The sequence below is a fragment of the Desulfitobacterium dehalogenans ATCC 51507 genome (assembly GCF_000243155.2).
Lineage (GTDB): Bacteria > Bacillota > Desulfitobacteriia > Desulfitobacteriales > Desulfitobacteriaceae > Desulfitobacterium > Desulfitobacterium dehalogenans.
Genome location: NC_018017.1, coordinates 1133593 through 1149537, shown reverse-complemented (window position 1 = coordinate 1149537; position 15945 = coordinate 1133593). Strand labels below are relative to the sequence as shown.

Sequence of the window (15945 nt, the reverse complement as noted above, 5' to 3'; positions counted from 1 at the left end):
GCCATACTGAGTCTTGATGCTCTAAAGCCGTCAACCGCAAGGAATTTACGAAATCTAAGTACGTAAAAATACTTGTTTTAGTCTGATTGGATAAACTTCACCTTGATAGATTGTCTCGAAATGATAAAGCCAAATGAAAATATTCAGTATATTCTTAATGTAAATTGGCCAATTAAACAAACCCTATGGTACCTTGCACATAGTCAGATTAGTTAGGGGGCATGAATGTGTTTAATCTCGTCATTAAAAACGGAAAGATTGTGACCGCGGACAAAATTATTGAAGCCAGTTTAGGTATCAATAATGGAAAAATCGCCGCAATCATCACAGCAGGAACAGAGATCCCAGCCGAAAAAGTCATCGATGCCAAAGGTAACTATGTCTTTCCAGGAGCTATCGATACTCATGCACATTTAAATGATCCTGGTTATCTCTGGAGAGAAGATTACGCTCACGGTACAGCAGCTGCAGGAATCGGAGGATTTACCACCATTATTGACATGCCGTTGCAAAATGAACCGGCCATGACCGATGGAAAAATTCTCGATAAAAAGCTGGACATCGTTTCTCCTAATGCCTATGTAGATTTTTGTTTCTGGGGTGGTTTAGTCGATTATAACCTTAACCAGCTGAAAGAATTGGACGAAAAAGGCTGTGTCGCTTTTAAATCCTTCATCGGGCCTGTTTCTCCGGATTATGTGTCCCTCTCCATCGGTCAAGCCAAAGAGGCTATGGAGATTTGTAAAGAGTTCGATGGCCGGGCAGGTTTCCATTGCGAAGATTATTCCATTATCAAATGGGAAGAAGAACGGGCAAAACGCAAAGATCATAACGATTGGCAGGATTTCCTGGACTCCCGTCCCCTGATCGCGGAACTTATCGCCACTCAAAATATTATCGATGTCGCCAAAGAAGTGGGAGCTAAAGTGCATATCTGCCATGTCAGCCATCCCCGTGTGGCAGAAATGATCCGCCAAGCCCAAATCGAAGGCGTGGATGTTACCGCTGAGACCTGTGGGCACTACCTCACCTTTACGGATCAGGATGTGGTTAAAAACGGCAGTCTCTTCAAATGTGCTCCCCCTTTACGTGATGCCGCAGCCGTGGAAGGTATGTGGGAATACGTCAATAACGGAACTCTGTCCGCCATTGCTTCCGACCACTCCCCCTGTGAGCTCAGTGAAAAAAGTGAAGAAAAGCACGGTGTCTTTGGGGCCTGGGGCGGAATCAGCGGAATCCAAAACGTCATGCAGGTAGTCTTTAGTGAAGGGGTCGTTAAGAGAGGCTATTCCCCCACCCTGCTGGCCCGCTCCTTAAGCGAAGGTCCCGCTAAAGCTTTCGGAATCTTCGGCAAAAAAGGTGCCATTCAAGTAGGCTTTGACGCGGATCTCGTGATCCTCGATCCGGAAAAAGAATGGGAGATCACACCCGAATCCTTACACTATGTCAATCAAATATCAGCTTTTGTGGGCTTAAAAGGCAAGGGACTTCCTGTCTGCACTCTCGTTCGCGGTGAAGTCGTTGCCCAGGACGGACAATTAGTAGGACAAAAAGGCCATGGTATGTACGTGAGAAAAATCAAGTAAGGAAAGCACAAAAAGGAGGTCTAACCATGAGTCATTATGATCTAATCCTTCGCAACGGAAATGTGGTGTTTCCAGATGGTGTAAAAAAGGCCGATATAGCCGTCAGTGATGGCAAAATTGTGCTCATTGCTGAAGAAATTCCCGGAGGTGCTAAAGAAACCATCGATGCCGCCGGAAAGCATGTTTTTCCCGGTATCACCGATGGCCATGTACACTTTAATGATCCCGGCAGAACTCATTGGGAAACCATGTCCACAGGTTCCAGCGCCATAGCTGCCGGAGGCGGAGTTGCCTTCTTTGATATGCCCCTTAACTGTGACCCGTGCACCCTGGATGCGGTGAACTTTAACAATAAGCTGGCTGTTGCCCAAAAAGATTCTTTAGTGGATTACGGTTTCTGGGGTGGTTTAACCCCCAATAATTTAGACAAACTAGAGGAACTGGCCGAATGCGGCGTCATTGGCTTTAAGGCCTTCTCCTGCCATAGCGGTATCGATGAATTTCCACGCATGGATGACTATACTGCTTTAGTAGGTATGGAGAAGTTGGCCAAACTGAACCTTCCTCTCATGGTCCATTGTGAAAACGCTGAGATTACCAAGGAGCTTACCGAATTATCCCTGGCTCAACATCGTGCCGGAGTACGGGATTATTTCGCAGCCCGTCCGCCTATTACGGAGATCGAAAATGTTTCCCGGATGATTACCTTTGCAGAAGAAACAGGCTGTCAATTGATTATCGCTCACATCAGCACTGCCAAAGCCGTGGAACTTGTCGCTGAAGCCCGAAGCAGAGGGGTCGATGTCTGCTGTGAAACCATCGGTCATTATCTGTACCTCACCGGGGACGATGTGGAACGCTTGGGCACTGTAGCCAAATGCTCCCCTCCCATCCGGGATGGAGAAAACCAAATTCAAATGTGGGGACATCTCTTTAATGATAAGATCGCTTTCGTTTCTTCCGACCACTCCCCCTGTGATCCCAAGCTGAAAAACGGTGAATTTATGCGTGTCTGGGGCGGAATCTCAGCTTGCCAAACCACCTTGCAAGGTTTGCTCACCCATGCTTATCATGACCGGAAATTCCCCTTGGTCAAGATTGCTCAGTTAACCGCCCAAAACGTCAATGAAATCTTTAATATCAAGGGCAAGGGTAAAATCGAAGTGGGTTATGATGCTGATTTTGCCTTGGTCGATCTGAATCATGAATTTACCTTACAGGCAGAGGATCTCTTCTACAAACATCAGGTCAGTCCTTATGTGGGGAATCGTTTCCGCGGCACCGTCGCCCAGACCATTCTCAGAGGGACTACAATTTATAAGGACGGAAAAATTGTCTCCAAACCCGTGGGTAAGCATTTAAAGCCCAATCAATGATTAAAAGCAGAACCTGCCAAGGAAAAACCAAAAGAAGGAAGTGAAGGCTATGTCCTTAAACACTGACACTCATACCGATGTGCATATTGAACATGCCCCCGGTGTAGAAGAAACACTCTATCCTAAAAAAGCCAAAGACCGCACTATGGGACCTATCCCCTACATGTTTATGTGGATTGGGGATGGAGTTAACCTGGGTAATATGACCCTCGGAGGCAGCATGATTATTGCCGGAGTGGCTACCTTGAATATCTTCCAAACCTTTGCTGCAGCCATCATAGCCATTGGAATCATTTCCCTTGTTTTTACTTTAAATGACAGACTGGGTTATCGAACCGGTGTTCCTTATGTTATGCAGCTACGGATGTCTTTCGGGGAGAAAGGTTCTATTATATCCTCTCTCTTACGCGGTATACCGGCGATTGTCTGGTATGGATTCCAAAGCTGGGTTGGTGCTACTGCTTTAAATGAAATTCTCAAAGTCTTTACCAGCGGGTCCTTTGATAGCATTCCGATCTGCTTCGTCGTCCTTCAGTTGGTGCAGATTGTCCTTTCCATGTATGGCTTCCATGCCATCAAATGGGTAGAAACTCTTATCTCGGTAGTCCTCATGGCCGCCTTTGTATATGTATTTGGTCTTCTTATCGCGAATTATAGTGATGTTATTGCTCAAAAGTGGATCTATACTCAAGGCACTTGGGGCCTCGAATTCTGGGCTTTCATTATGGTCTTGATGGGTAATTACGCCGCCATATTCCTCAGCGCAGCCGATTACTCTCGTGAGCTTAAACCGGGATATGGCGATGTAAAACGTGGCTTTCTCTACTTCTCCCCCATCGTCATCGCCTATGGTGCAGTCATTGTCATTGGTGCTATGCTTGCTTCCGCTACCGGCAACTCCAACCCTGTCAAAGCCTTAGCTATTGTTTTCAATAATGACTTTATCACCGTCTTTGTCTCCGCCTTTATCGTCATGGGTGCCATCGCGGTTAACATGGTTGCCAACATTATTGCACCAACCTATGTCATTCAATTGCTCACTAAAATCAAATACAAGCCGGCCGTCGTTATCACAGGTCTCCTTGGCCTTTGCTCCTTCCCTTGGGTACTGGTTCAAGATTCCTCTTCCGCAGGTCTGGCCACGTTTATTCTTATCTACTCGGCTTTCTTAGGACCCATCGTTGCTATACTTTTAGTTGAATACTATATTCTAAGAAAACAAAAAGTGAATGTGGTAGACCTCTACAGAGCAGATGGTCCTTTCGCAGGATATAATCCGGCTGCCATTACAGCTATGCTCCTCGGTGCCGCGGCAGCCTTTATGCTGGTAGACCTGGCTTGGATTATTGGTCTCGTCGTTGGGGGCGTATCCTACTACCTCCTCACCAAATACGCTTTTAAAGACTCCAAGTTCAAAGAGGGCACTATCTTTGAAAAATAAATAAGTTCCGCCTCTTAACTTGAATGAAACTGCTTTCGGCAAGATTGCCGGAAGCAGTTTTTTTAATACTGTCAGAAAGTATAACTTCGTTGTATACTTTCCTCCAGCATAAGTGCAACCAACGACTTCGCCTTTCTGGATGCATGTTTAAAAAGCACGGCGAAGCCGGGTTTTCTTTATGTATTGTTTTACCCTGTAATAGTACAGCCTGTAAAAACTGCTGACGTTTTAAGTTCAACCAGTGACCCCTTTATTTCGACTATTGAAAGAAAAATCATAGACCCTAAAGGGCAGATAGGGCATAATTATATCAAACAATGAAACCGAGTTTCATATAATGGAACAAATTCATATCGCTCTTATGAATCCGCGGTTAGGCAAACCGCCTTTTCAATACCCATTCTGTGAAACGACGTTTTATAATACGAAACAAGGAGGATGCAACTATGGCACTATGGGGAAACGAAACCAATGACACAGCATCAACTGCACCTTTGGAGTCCGGTCGAGTAAGAATGACCGGGGCTCAATTCCTGGCTGCCTTTTTAGAAAAGAAGGGGATTGCACACATCTATGGGATTCCTGGTGCGGCTATTCTGCCTTTCTACGACGCCATTCGTGAGCGTAACATTCAATCCTATAACGTCCGCCATGAACAGACAGCTATCTTTATGGCCGACGGTTATGCCCGGGCCACAGGTCAGGTTGGAGTCTGTGCCGCTACCTCCGGCCCAGGAGCTACTAATTTTCTAACGGGCTTATACAGTGCTTACAGTGATTCTGTCCCTCTTCTGGCTTTGACCGGCCAGGTCCCCACTTCCCTGATTGGCAAAGACGCCTTCCAGGAGGCCCCTATCGTTGAAATGGCAGGACCGGTGACGAAGGCCGCTTATCTTGTAAAACATGCAGGGGATCTTCCCCAGATCCTCAAAGAAGGGTGGGAGTTAGCTACTACAGGAAAAAAAGGACCCATTTTACTAGATCTCCCCTTGGATGTTCAAAAGGGCCTTTTAGAAGTGGATTGGAATGAATTCAATTTTGTCCAACAGCCCTCAAACAAGCAGGAAATTTCGAAAGATGAATTGAATACTATATTTTCAATGTTCTGTGAAGCCAAGGCCCCTACTTTGCTGGTCGGCGGCGGAGTCGTTCACAGCAACGCAACCGAACTGTTGCGGGAGGCAGCTGAACTCCTTCACATTCCCGTAGTATCCACCTTGATGGGTAAGGACGCCTTTCCTAATGATCATCCCCTCTATGGGGGATTAATGGGCACTATGTGTCAAACCCCTCTTGGCAATAGAACCATCCTGGAGTCCGATCTTATTATCAATTTGGGCGGCCGGTTCGATGGCCGAGGGACAGGTGATATCCAACAGTTCAAATCGGGACGAAAAATCATCCATGTGAATCTGGATGAAAAAGAGCTTTCACGCCATGTTCCTACCGAGCTTGCTCTGGCGGCGGATATCAGAGAATTCCTGGAACACTTTATTTTGTTTCTACGGGATAAAGATTTCACCCCCTCCCCTCATGCTCAAACCCGGATTCACGCCTTGCAGGAGAATCGAATCCGCTTGGCTCGCCGCAAAAAGTTCGATACCAATCCCCTTAAACCTCAGCAAGCCATTGCTGAAGTGCGGGAGGCCCTTAAGCGGGATGCGATTCTAACCTTGGATTGCGGGATAAGCCAGATCTGGACTACCCAGCTTTTTGAAGCCTATGTTCCCCGTTCCTTCTTAATTACCGGGCGGGCGGGAACTATGGGGTGGGGATTGGGAGCGGCGCTTGGGGCCAAGCTTGCCTATCCCAATCGTCAAGTGGTTAATCTCTTAGGAGATGCCAGCCTGGGGATGTCTTTGCAGGAATTGGCTACTGCCGCCAAACACACTATTCCCGTAGTGGTGGTGGTCCTCAACAACTCCTTATTCGGACTGATCCGCCAGCAGCAAAATCTCCTCTTTGATCATCGTTGGATTTCCACAGACCTTGAATATGAAAACCACATACAAGGTCACTCCCGTGGCTTGGACTTTGTTGCCACGGCACGAGGAATGGGGGTGGAAGCAGAATTAATTGATGGACCGGATCAAATTCAGGGAGCCCTGGAGCGTGCTTTTAGCCAAAATCGCCCTTATTTAATTGAAGTTCTCGTCGATCCCCAAGCTCAATGCTCTGTTTCTCTTGATGGAACACTAACCGGTGTCCTGGAACTTGAATAATACGTTGGGAGGAATTTTAGATGGTTATAAAAAAGGACCGGCTTGTTGCCAATTTATCCTTTCTCTTTAGTGACCTGCCTATGATGGAGCGTTTTAACGCAGCCAGGAAAGCTGGACTTAATCGGGTCGAGTTTATGTTCCCTTACGATTTGGACCTTACCGAGTTGAAACAAGAGTTGGAAACCCATAGATTAGAGTTGGTTCTCTTTAACCTCCCTGCCGGAGATTGGGGAGCCGGTGAGCGAGGTATCGCCCTTGACCCAAGCCGACAGGAGGAATTTAAAGCAGGGGTGGCGAAAGCCGTTAAGATCGCCCAAGCCCTTCATGTTAAGCAAATCAATTGCCTTGTAGGAAAAATTCGTGAGGATCAGTCCCAAGAAGAACAGCGGGCTACTCTGATCTCCAATATCCGCTATGCTGCCGATCAACTGCAGCAGGTTGGGGTTAAGCTGCTCCTCGAGCCTCTGAATCATTTTGATGCTCCAGGATTCTATCTTAATACCACCGAAGATGTCCTGAAGGTCATTGCCGAAGCAGGCAGTGAGAATATTTTCCTCCAATACGATACCTATCATGCCGCCCGGGAAGGAGAAGATCTCTTACAAATCCTGCGGGAAAAGCTCCCCCATATCGCCCACATACAAGTAGCCGATAACCCCGGACGTCATCAGCCAGGTACAGGTGAGATTGATTACCACGCTTTCTTTAAGACCTTAACAGAAGTCGGCTATCCCTATGCCGTTTCTATGGAATATGTCCCTCAGCCTGATACTGTTGCTTCATTAGAATGGATTAAGGCTTTTGAGTAGGACGATAGTATCGTCGTCCGCGGCGTACAGTTATCTTGAGAAGACATGAAAGATACTTCTCCAGGATTTTGCTTTCGGCGTTCACTCCATAAGCTGCGCGGTGCAATCTAATCGCTCAAGACCTCCGCTGCGTCGGGACGCCGCCCAAATCGCTCCTGCTCAATGGGCGGTTGGAAACGTCCTGTTTCCAACCCGACTCCGCTGCAGTCTTTTCGCGAAGATTGCTACCCTGCTCGCTTAAATTCGTTCTCTGCCTTAAAGCAAAATCCTTGGGCTGTCTTTCAGGTGTGAGCAGTGACGATGTGGGATAAGCTATCCCACCCGAGCAGCTTTTATCATCGGCTGGTGCCGCCTGCGGCATGCCCGACTACCCCGAAAAAAACCGGAGAAGGCCTGATAAATAGCCAAAGAGACCGGTAAGCGTAGCTTTACGCACAAAAGCGAACGGATTTAGTGGAGGGGCGGTCGGGTCAACAAAGCTTTCTTAACGTAGCGGAGCCGCCGGTTCACATGCAGAAAGCAGCGGGGTTTGGCGGAGCTGTTAAGAAAGCGAGTTGACCAGCCCCGGAGCTATGGAGAGAGCGTTGTGCGTAAAGCTACACGACCCAGACAAGCTTTTTCATCCCAAAAACTCTATACAGGAGGTATTCACATGAAAATTGGATTCATCGGACTCGGTATTATGGGCAAACCCATGAGCTTGAATTTGCTTAAGGCAGGTCATGAAGTGGTGGTTTATAATCGCAGTCAAAAATCCGTCCAGGAATGCGTTCAAGCCGGCGCTGAAGCCGGAGCATCTCCTAAAGATGTAGCCGAGCGCTGCTCACTGATCATCACCATGCTGCCCAACTCTCCTCAGGTGAAGGAAGTCGTCCTGGGACCTAACGGAGTTCTGGAAGGCGCTCAGCCTGGCGCTATGGTCATCGATATGAGTTCTATTGCTCCCGGTGCCAGTCAGGAAGTGGCCCAAAAGCTTGCCGAAAAAAAGGTCCGCTTCATGGATGCACCGGTGAGCGGTGGGGAGCCTAAAGCCATCGATGGAACCCTTTCCATTATGGTCGGGGGAAAATCCGAGGACTTTGAGGAATTTCTTCCTATATTAAAAGCCATGGGTTCTTCAGCCGTCCTCTGCGGGGGCGTGGGTGCCGGCAATGTTACGAAGCTGGCCAATCAGATTATCGTTGCCGTAAATATCGCTGCTGTGTCTGAGGCATTAACCATGGCTACCAAAGCCGGAGCTAATCCGGAGACGGTCTACAAAGCCATTCGGGGTGGATTGGCGGGAAGCACGGTGCTGGATGCCAAAGGACCCATGATGTTTGAGCGCCGCTTTGATCCAGGTTTCCGCATTAATCTCCACATCAAGGACCTTAACAATGTCATGGAGACCGGCCATGATATTGGCTCGCCCCTACCGCTGACGGCGACCGTCATGGAAATGATGCAGACTTTAAAAAGCTACGAACTGGATCACCAGGATCATAGCGCCTTAGTTCAATATTATGAAAAACTTGCTGGAATTGAAGTGAGAAACGCGGATTAAATTAGTATAAAGTATGCTTATCCGGAGGTATCGCAAAGCTACTTTATTTAAAGCAGCAGTGCTGCTCCCTCCATGCCCCCCAACAACTTATGCTTTCTGATTAGTGAAAAGGCCCCTTTATCCGAACAGTATACCATTCGGATAAAGGGGCTTTCATTCTGTTCTATCCTATTATTAATTACATTTTTATTTTTAAGCCCTCAGCCAAAAAATTAACGATCTTATCTTTATAGACTTTATATGTCCGGCTCTTGCTTGATTCAGCTCTTCCACTTTGGTTATCAGGTTGTCCCGTTCTTCCGCAGCCCGGTTCCGCTCTTGAACCGCCTTTTGCAATTCCCGGGTCGATAGACTTTCCGGATCCAGCTCTTCGATAAACTAAGCCCGTTCCTCCTCCGGGACGCCCAGTAGAATAATCCCTTGGGTGTAGCTCAGTTTGGCAAGCGCTTGCCAATCTGGTAAGGTGGGCTGTGGGGGCCCATACTCCTCAAACAGGCGGATCAGCCTCCAGCACAATGACCTCGGCATCCTCCCGCTTTTTCCGGCTTACAGGATCGGAGGCTTCCGGGGTTTCCCCCTGGCAGATGGGGTCCGGCAGATCTGGGAAAATAACGATATACCGGCCCGACAGGGTATTGCGCTCCATGATGGCCGGAAAAACATAGTTCATGATCATGATGACCCGTCCTTTTCGGTTGATTTACTCATAGGATATGGGGTCAAGGTCTAAAACGTTACCCATCCAACAAGGCATTTCCAAAAAATTCCCTTTTTAAATTATTTCGAATGTCTGCCCGAAGATTTTCACATACTATTATGGAAGGTAATTTCTATCCCTTTATCCTTTATCATCAATCAGGAGGTATACCATGAAACGATCGGGCGAGATTCAAAAACATACCGAAGGACGAAACAGTGCCAAATATGAATCCCTTAGCGCTAGTGACAAGCAAAAAGAGAAAAAGAAAAAAGATTCCACCGTCTTGGAGCAATCCTAAGTCCCTATAGAAAAACGCCAGCTTTGAATCTCTGGCGTTTTTCCTGCTTAGCTATCATTTTCTACTTTGCCATAGCCTTCATTGCTTTTTGAACAATGGTTTTTTCCCGGCGCTCCAATAATTTCATCAATAAGGTGAACATCAACGTTGACACCCCCAAGGCCAGCCACCCTGTTTCCATACTGATATAGGTCAAAGCTATCCCCATCCCCAGAGGGCCTAAGGTATATCCGGAATCCGCAATAATAGCCATGGTCGAAGTCATCCGCCCCCTGTGGGACGCAGGAGTGTTATCCGCAATAAAGGGAGCAACCGTAATGGCCAGAATGACCTCGCCGAGGGTAAATATAAAGGCCCACAGGAATAAAAATTCCAGAGAGTTCAGCGCTCCAATCATACCAAAGCCAACAGCATAGAGAATTCCACCTATTACTCCCCGGCGCAGATAGGATAGATGCCCGGCGAACCGAGTGACAATCGGAGTAAAGATGATGACTATCAAACCATTAAAGGCAGCTAGAAACCCAAAGTACTGTGAGCCTATGCCGGGGTAATTCTTCATGATCTGCATGGGCAGCATAAACGACCATTGGGAATAGGTGAAATTATAACCGAACATAATCAAGGCAAAGAAAATGAGCAAAGGCCGCAGCCTAATAACCTTGAAAATGGATCCTTCCACCCTGCGCTCCAGATAACGCTCTTCATCCTGAATCTCTTCATGAGCCTTATTCAGAGTCTCTTTAATAAAGGTAGCGATAAGGATCAGAGACATAAAAATCGCCATACTCTCTCCCCTAAAGACCCAGTGCAGGTGGTGCCGGTAAAGAAATCCTCCTAACACAGGCCCAATGGCGAAACCTATATTCCAGCCCATATAAGACAGGGCATAGGCTCCGCTCCGATTGGCGGGAGTCGTAAGGTCGGCAATCAATGAATCGTAAGCAGGTTTTGTGGTCGAGTTTAATGCACCTGCTAATATAATAAGATGAATCATATCCAAAGAAGGCTCCATGAACCCGATCCGAAAAAAAACCAAAACAGCCGAACCTGAAAATAGAAGAATGATTCTTTTTCTTCCGAAGCGATCCACAAGCTTCCCTCCGCAAAGAGCGGCCATTAGACTGACTCCCCCGGAGAGGCTGAGATAAAAACCAGCTTTACCCTCGGGTAACCCAATGCTTTGCGTCATGATAATAGTCATGAGCGGGCCTACAAAAGCCCCGATAGCATTGATAATCCGGGCAATAAAAATGACATAGATTTCTTTGGGCATTCCTCGATAAGGATTAAGCATCGTTCGTAATACTGACATCTTCCTTCTCTCTCTTCCATCAAATACGCAAAGCCACGGACTCCTCCTGATAGAAGATACCGTGGCTTGCTGAATACAGTAAAAGTAAAGTCACGGATCTAGCCCGTGACTCCATTAATCCGTTTTCAATTTTCATGAGAAACAATGATCAAATGGGTAGTCTCAGGCCGCAGGATGAAGTTACAGGATTTTTAACATAAGCATTCGCTGGGATGATTGATACAGTCATAGTCACGGCCTCCTTTCTGACAGTGCAAATAGTCAAGTTTTCCTATGTAGGCGAAACTGTATTCAGTATACAATTCGCAAAATCCGCTGTCAACCACAATTTCAACACTTATTTTCGACTTCAGATTCATTGGATTACATCATTTCTTCTAAATCTCTTAGCCTGTTTATAATAATGCGTTTATTTCCTACGAGTTCCAGGATTCCTTCATCCTGCATACCGGATAGCTTACGACTCATGGTCTCTCGGGTCACTCCGATAAAATTAGCCATCTCCTCACGTGTCAAGACCATATTGAGTATTACTTTGCCGTCTTTGTGTTCGCCAAAATTCTTAGAGAAATTAAATAACAGGCCGGCGATTCTTGCCTCCACATCCTTGGTGCTTAAGGTCTGGACTAAGTTCTCAAGATCCACAAGGCGATCATGGACACTTTCTAAGATTCTTAAACAAATCTCTGGATTTTCTTTTAAGATTTTATCCAGATCATCTTTGGATAGAGTACAGACACCGACATCCTCCAGTGCCTCCGCATTATATTGAAATGCGCTCTTCTTCAGGAGGCTCAAGTCACCAATAAAATCGCCTTCAGTAAGAATATAGAGGATTTGTTCCTTACCCTCCCTGGTATGCTTAAAGGTCTTAATTTTCCCGTGATTAATGATGTAGAACTTATCTGATACATCCCCTTCGAAAAAAAGGACCTGACCCTTTTTATAACGTCGCCGTGTGATCAAGCCGGTAATCACCGCAAGCTGTTCATCAGCAAGCATGGAAAATATAGGAACCTTTGAAGCGCAGAATCGCCCTTCTGAATGACATCCACAACTATGGCAAGCAGTACAAGAATTCATGGACATACTCCTTAACTTCCTATTTAGATTCAAAGCTATACTTCCTCAGGTGATTTTAATTATTCGAGAAAGTCATTCGACTTTCCTTTGCTGTTGATTAAGCAACCTAAAAAAACTTAAAAAAGAAGCGCCGGTCCTTTTGGCCGGCGTCTCCTAACCCTTCTTCCTAATGCAAACCTAACCCTTTTCGTTTCGCCATAATATGAGCTTCAATACCCTGGGCTACTTCCACGGGATCGTCCCCTACAGCCACTTTTCCGCCGGTCAATCCTTCTACATCCTCGGTCAAGAGCTTAATTAATTGAGGAGCACCCGTTATAAATGGTGTGGGAGAAAGATGAGTATAGGCTCCATAAGCTACGGCAAAGACACCATCGATGGTAGCCTTTTGCTCCATCCACTCCGGAGCCGTGACAGCGATAGGAAGCTGGGGGATATCCACATCCAGGTGATCCGCCAGAGCGGTAACCAACATGCTGATTCGTCCTGTATCGGTACAGGTTCCAAAGCTTAGAACCGGAGGAATCTTTAAAGCAGTGCAAATCTCTTGCAGCCCAGGACCGGCTTCCTTAATGGAGTCCAAATTACAAAGTCCGGCTACTTCCAAAGCGTGGTTTCCACATCCACCGGCTACTACAAGGATGTCCTTCTTGATCAGCTGTTTCGTCAGGTTAACCGTATTCCAGTCTTGGGGACCATTCCTTAAGGTAGAGCAGTTGGCCAAAGCCACAACTCCTTTGATCTTACCGGCAGCGATAACTTCTACCAAGGGATCCAGCTTGTTCCCCAAGGCACCGAGGACAGCTTCTGTGGAGAATCCGGCAATGGCTTTCGTCTTATGCTGAGGAACCTTAGGAGTGACTTTACCTTTTCTTTTCTTGAAGTTATCGATAGCTAAATCGATCAAAGTTTCCACAATTTTATCCGTTTCGGACGGATCATAAGGAAGTTTATGCTGCAAGCCGGGAATATCGATGATGGTGCTGATGGAGACCAGGGTGGCCTGGTATTTCTCTGCATACATATCGATAGCCGGAGGGGAGCAGTTTTCTTCCATAGCTAAGACATCCACTGTTCCTGTGGCCAGCAGAGGCTCAATAGTCAACCAGTTGCCCATCAGGCCCACGAAAACATCATCCATCTCAAAGCGTTGCAGGAGCTCTTGTCCGGTTTCGATGGAGCCCACCACACGCAGGCCTTTAGCTCCCGCTGCCCTGGCCTTTTCCTGCACATCAGAGGAGCGGGCTCTTTCAATCATTGCTGCGCCAATCCAGGGTTGATGTCCGTTAAAGACGATATTAATATGTTCCGGACACATGATTCCTAGGTCCACATCCACTTCATGAGGTTGAGGAGTGCCAAAGAGAATGTCTTGAACCATCTCCAGCCCAATTTGTGAGTTATAAATAGTAGCCAGACCTAAGCGCAGTGCTTTTAAAGCAAGGGAGGCATAGTTTCCGTCCACATTGGTGAGACAGCTTGCCACACAGTTTTGCTCTTCATGAACGGTTCCCGCGGGGTAAATATTTAAATCCCGCCATACTTGTTTCCTTTTTTTCGGCGCAAAAGCTTCCACCATAAGGTTTTTTTCTTCTACTCCGATCTGTTGTTGATGTTCCAATAAATCAGCCAATTGAATGGCCATCTTATTAATATCTTGATTGGTATCAATCCCTAATTTTTCACACATCCATTTAAGCTTCTCCGGCTCTTTAATCTTAAAGGGTGTTTTTCCTTCCCCGGTAGCTTTCAAAGTACGAAAAGCTTCATAGGCATGATGACTGTATGTACCTGCTCCCATAATATTTTGCAAGAGCAGCTTCCGCATCGCCATGGCATCAGGACCAATCCCGCAAACCCCGCGATCTTGTTCCCCCTTTTCATTGATCCGGCAAGGACCTTGAGAGCATTGCTGGCAACTTAGACCCTGCAAACAAAATTTACAGCGGATTTTTTCCTGGGCTTCATAGCGGTCAAAGACATTGGACATTCCGTCTTCGCGAATTCTGACCAGCATCTCCTCTACCGAATCGTGATAACTCACTCGGCCTTCGATTTTCTCGAGAACCGCTTCACTCATTGGCTTCACTCCTTATCGATGGGATGATCCATTCTCCATCGGCATAATCCTTCAACAAAGAGTTTGCTCTATTTCCCCTTTTTCTATGTACTTGGTATGATTTGTGTTTGTAATGTTACTCAAATTTTGCTAAAATGTGATTATGTCACATTAAGGAGGGTCCAATGTGGAATACGTTGATCCCATTAAAGATGTGGAGAGCATTAACGCGATTAAGAAATTATTGAGCAATCACTCTCAACGGGATCTTTTACTTTTTGTCTTCGGTATTAATACCGGGTTGAGAATCAGTGACTTACTGACTCTTAAGCTCAATGACGTGTGGGAGGATGGCAGGATCAAAGAATTCCTACTCATTCATGATGAAAAAAGCAAAGAAGAAAGGGCCTACTACATTAATAACAGGATTCAAGAAGAGTTAATTAAATACTTAACCCTTGCCCGTTTGCGTGATAGCGATTATCTCTTTAAATCCAAAAAAGACAACCTTCCTATTACCCGCCAACAAGCCTACCGAATCATTAATGATGCTGCACGAAAGGTGGGCATTCCCGGGAAGATAGGCACCCATACTTTGAGAAAAACTTTCGGCTACCATGCTTTCAGAGCCGGTATAGCAATTTCTATTTTGATGAAAACCTTTCACCATCATTCTCCTTCGGAAACCTTAAAATATATCGGTATTGATAAAGAAGAAACTCGATTCATAAAAGTTAATGTCAATTTATAAAACAAAAGCTCCACTGTCTTCAGTGGAGCGTGTAGAAAGTCTCAGTCTTCATCATTCTCATTGGGTTCCATGTCCACATTGGTCAACTCCGTAACCCTATCTTCAATGACCTGGACCTGTAATGTTTCGCCATCCTTAATGAACTTAAAAATCCCGTTATTAAAGTCGGTACCATATTCTTTGAAAAAAATACCTTCATAAACGATTTCTTTCGAATGTTTAAAGACCAGCCGGAAGTTTTCCCCGTCCGTCATTAGATAAGCCCGGACACCTTTTTCATAATTGCTGTCCGGATCTCTAAGGTAACGGGCCACTGATATGATGTGAAGGTCCACGAAAGGGATTTCCCTTAAAAGTAAATTAACAATGGATTCCTTGGTAATTTGTTCCCAGCGGCTTTGGACCGTTTGACCTATGATAATCTGGGTAGCTCTTTTTTCCCGGGCTGTTTCAGCAATCACTTTGTAGACAGGACGCTGCTCATTATCCTTCAAAATAAACCCGTCTGCATCAAGCTCGTTAGCTAATTTTTTCCATTTGGTAATATAGATGGATTTTTCCGCATCCAACTCATCAAAAGGTTTGGAATCCACGGTCAATATATAGAGTGGGCAGCCAAACATTTTCGCAATCTTGCTGCCACGCCGTATGAGTCGCTCACCGTTAGGGCCATAATAAATACAAACAAGAAGCCCTTCGTCCATATGCTTTTTCTTTTTAAACATTTTGTCCCACCTCAGAATCTTGTACAGGTGTATTTTG

General features: G+C 46.1%; 12 protein-coding genes and 2 pseudogenes. 8 read left to right on the top strand and 6 right to left on the bottom strand.

Going from position 1 to position 15945, the window contains the following annotated elements; all coding sequences use genetic code 11:
* Positions 1–227: 227 nt before the first annotated feature.
* The 6 genes from allB (DESDE_RS05580) to garR all read left to right on the top strand — a co-directional run bounded on the left by allB (DESDE_RS05580) (position 228) and on the right by garR (position 8977).
* The gene (gene allB, locus DESDE_RS05580) at positions 228–1586 is read left to right on the top strand and encodes an allantoinase AllB (protein WP_014793066.1); all 1359 of its coding nucleotides are present in this window, start codon (positions 228–230) and stop codon (positions 1584–1586) included.
* Positions 1587–1612: 26 nt separating this feature from the next.
* Positions 1613–2962 carry an allantoinase AllB gene (gene allB, locus DESDE_RS05575; protein ID WP_014793065.1) on the top strand — a complete coding sequence of 450 codons (1350 nt, stop codon included), beginning with the start codon at positions 1613–1615 and terminating at the stop codon, positions 2960–2962.
* A 49-nt stretch (positions 2963–3011) separates the two neighbouring features.
* Positions 3012–4403: an NCS1 family transporter gene (locus DESDE_RS05570; RefSeq protein ID WP_014793064.1), complete on the top strand. Its 1392-nt coding sequence runs from the start codon at positions 3012–3014 to the stop codon at positions 4401–4403.
* A 446-nt stretch (positions 4404–4849) separates the two neighbouring features.
* A complete protein-coding gene (locus tag DESDE_RS05560; RefSeq protein WP_014793063.1) occupies positions 4850–6625 on the top strand; it encodes a thiamine pyrophosphate-binding protein in 1776 nt (591 codons plus the stop codon).
* A gap of 20 nt (positions 6626–6645) precedes the next feature.
* Positions 6646–7434: a hydroxypyruvate isomerase gene (gene hyi, locus DESDE_RS05555; protein WP_014793062.1), complete on the top strand. Its 789-nt coding sequence runs from the start codon at positions 6646–6648 to the stop codon at positions 7432–7434.
* A gap of 652 nt (positions 7435–8086) precedes the next feature.
* Complete coding sequence (gene garR / locus DESDE_RS05545; RefSeq protein WP_014793061.1) at positions 8087–8977, top strand: 2-hydroxy-3-oxopropionate reductase; 891 nt, start codon at positions 8087–8089, stop codon at positions 8975–8977.
* Between the two features lie 246 nt (positions 8978–9223).
* Here the strand turns inward: garR and DESDE_RS22410 are convergent.
* Positions 9224–9481 (bottom strand): annotated as a pseudogene (locus DESDE_RS22410) (DUF3102 domain-containing protein); the annotation flags it as partial.
* Positions 9477–9653: pseudogene (locus DESDE_RS05535) on the bottom strand (type II toxin-antitoxin system HicB family antitoxin); the annotation flags it as partial. The pseudogenes DESDE_RS22410 and DESDE_RS05535, both read right to left, overlap by 5 nt.
* A gap of 193 nt (positions 9654–9846) precedes the next feature.
* Between DESDE_RS05535 and DESDE_RS22695 the strand changes: the two are divergent.
* Positions 9847–9975 carry a hypothetical protein gene (locus DESDE_RS22695; protein WP_014793060.1) on the top strand — a complete coding sequence of 43 codons (129 nt, stop codon included), beginning with the start codon at positions 9847–9849 and terminating at the stop codon, positions 9973–9975.
* A 61-nt stretch (positions 9976–10036) separates the two neighbouring features.
* On the opposite strand, the gene DESDE_RS05530 is transcribed toward DESDE_RS22695, so the two are convergent.
* The 3 genes from DESDE_RS05530 to cooS all read right to left on the bottom strand — a co-directional run bounded on the left by DESDE_RS05530 (position 10037) and on the right by cooS (position 14453).
* Positions 10037–11272, bottom strand: a complete 1236-nt coding sequence (locus DESDE_RS05530) for an MFS transporter (protein WP_041917219.1) — start codon at positions 11270–11272, stop codon at positions 10037–10039.
* Between the two features lie 381 nt (positions 11273–11653).
* Positions 11654–12373 (bottom strand): Crp/Fnr family transcriptional regulator, encoded by a 720-nt coding sequence (locus DESDE_RS05525; RefSeq protein WP_014793058.1) that lies wholly within the window; start codon positions 12371–12373, stop codon positions 11654–11656.
* 166 nt (positions 12374–12539) lie between these two features.
* A complete protein-coding gene (gene cooS, locus DESDE_RS05520) occupies positions 12540–14453 on the bottom strand; it encodes an anaerobic carbon-monoxide dehydrogenase catalytic subunit (RefSeq protein ID WP_014793057.1) in 1914 nt (637 codons plus the stop codon).
* Positions 14454–14619: 166 nt separating this feature from the next.
* Here cooS and DESDE_RS05515 point away from each other — a divergent pair, with 166 nt between their 5' ends.
* Positions 14620–15183 carry a tyrosine-type recombinase/integrase gene (locus tag DESDE_RS05515; RefSeq protein ID WP_014793056.1) on the top strand — a complete coding sequence of 188 codons (564 nt, stop codon included), beginning with the start codon at positions 14620–14622 and terminating at the stop codon, positions 15181–15183.
* 41 nt (positions 15184–15224) lie between these two features.
* On the opposite strand, the gene DESDE_RS05510 is transcribed toward DESDE_RS05515, so the two are convergent.
* On the bottom strand, positions 15225–15908 hold the full coding sequence (locus DESDE_RS05510) for an adenine nucleotide alpha hydrolase family protein (protein ID WP_014793055.1): 684 nt from the start codon (positions 15906–15908) through the stop codon (positions 15225–15227).
* Between the last annotated feature and the right edge of the window lie 37 nt (positions 15909–15945).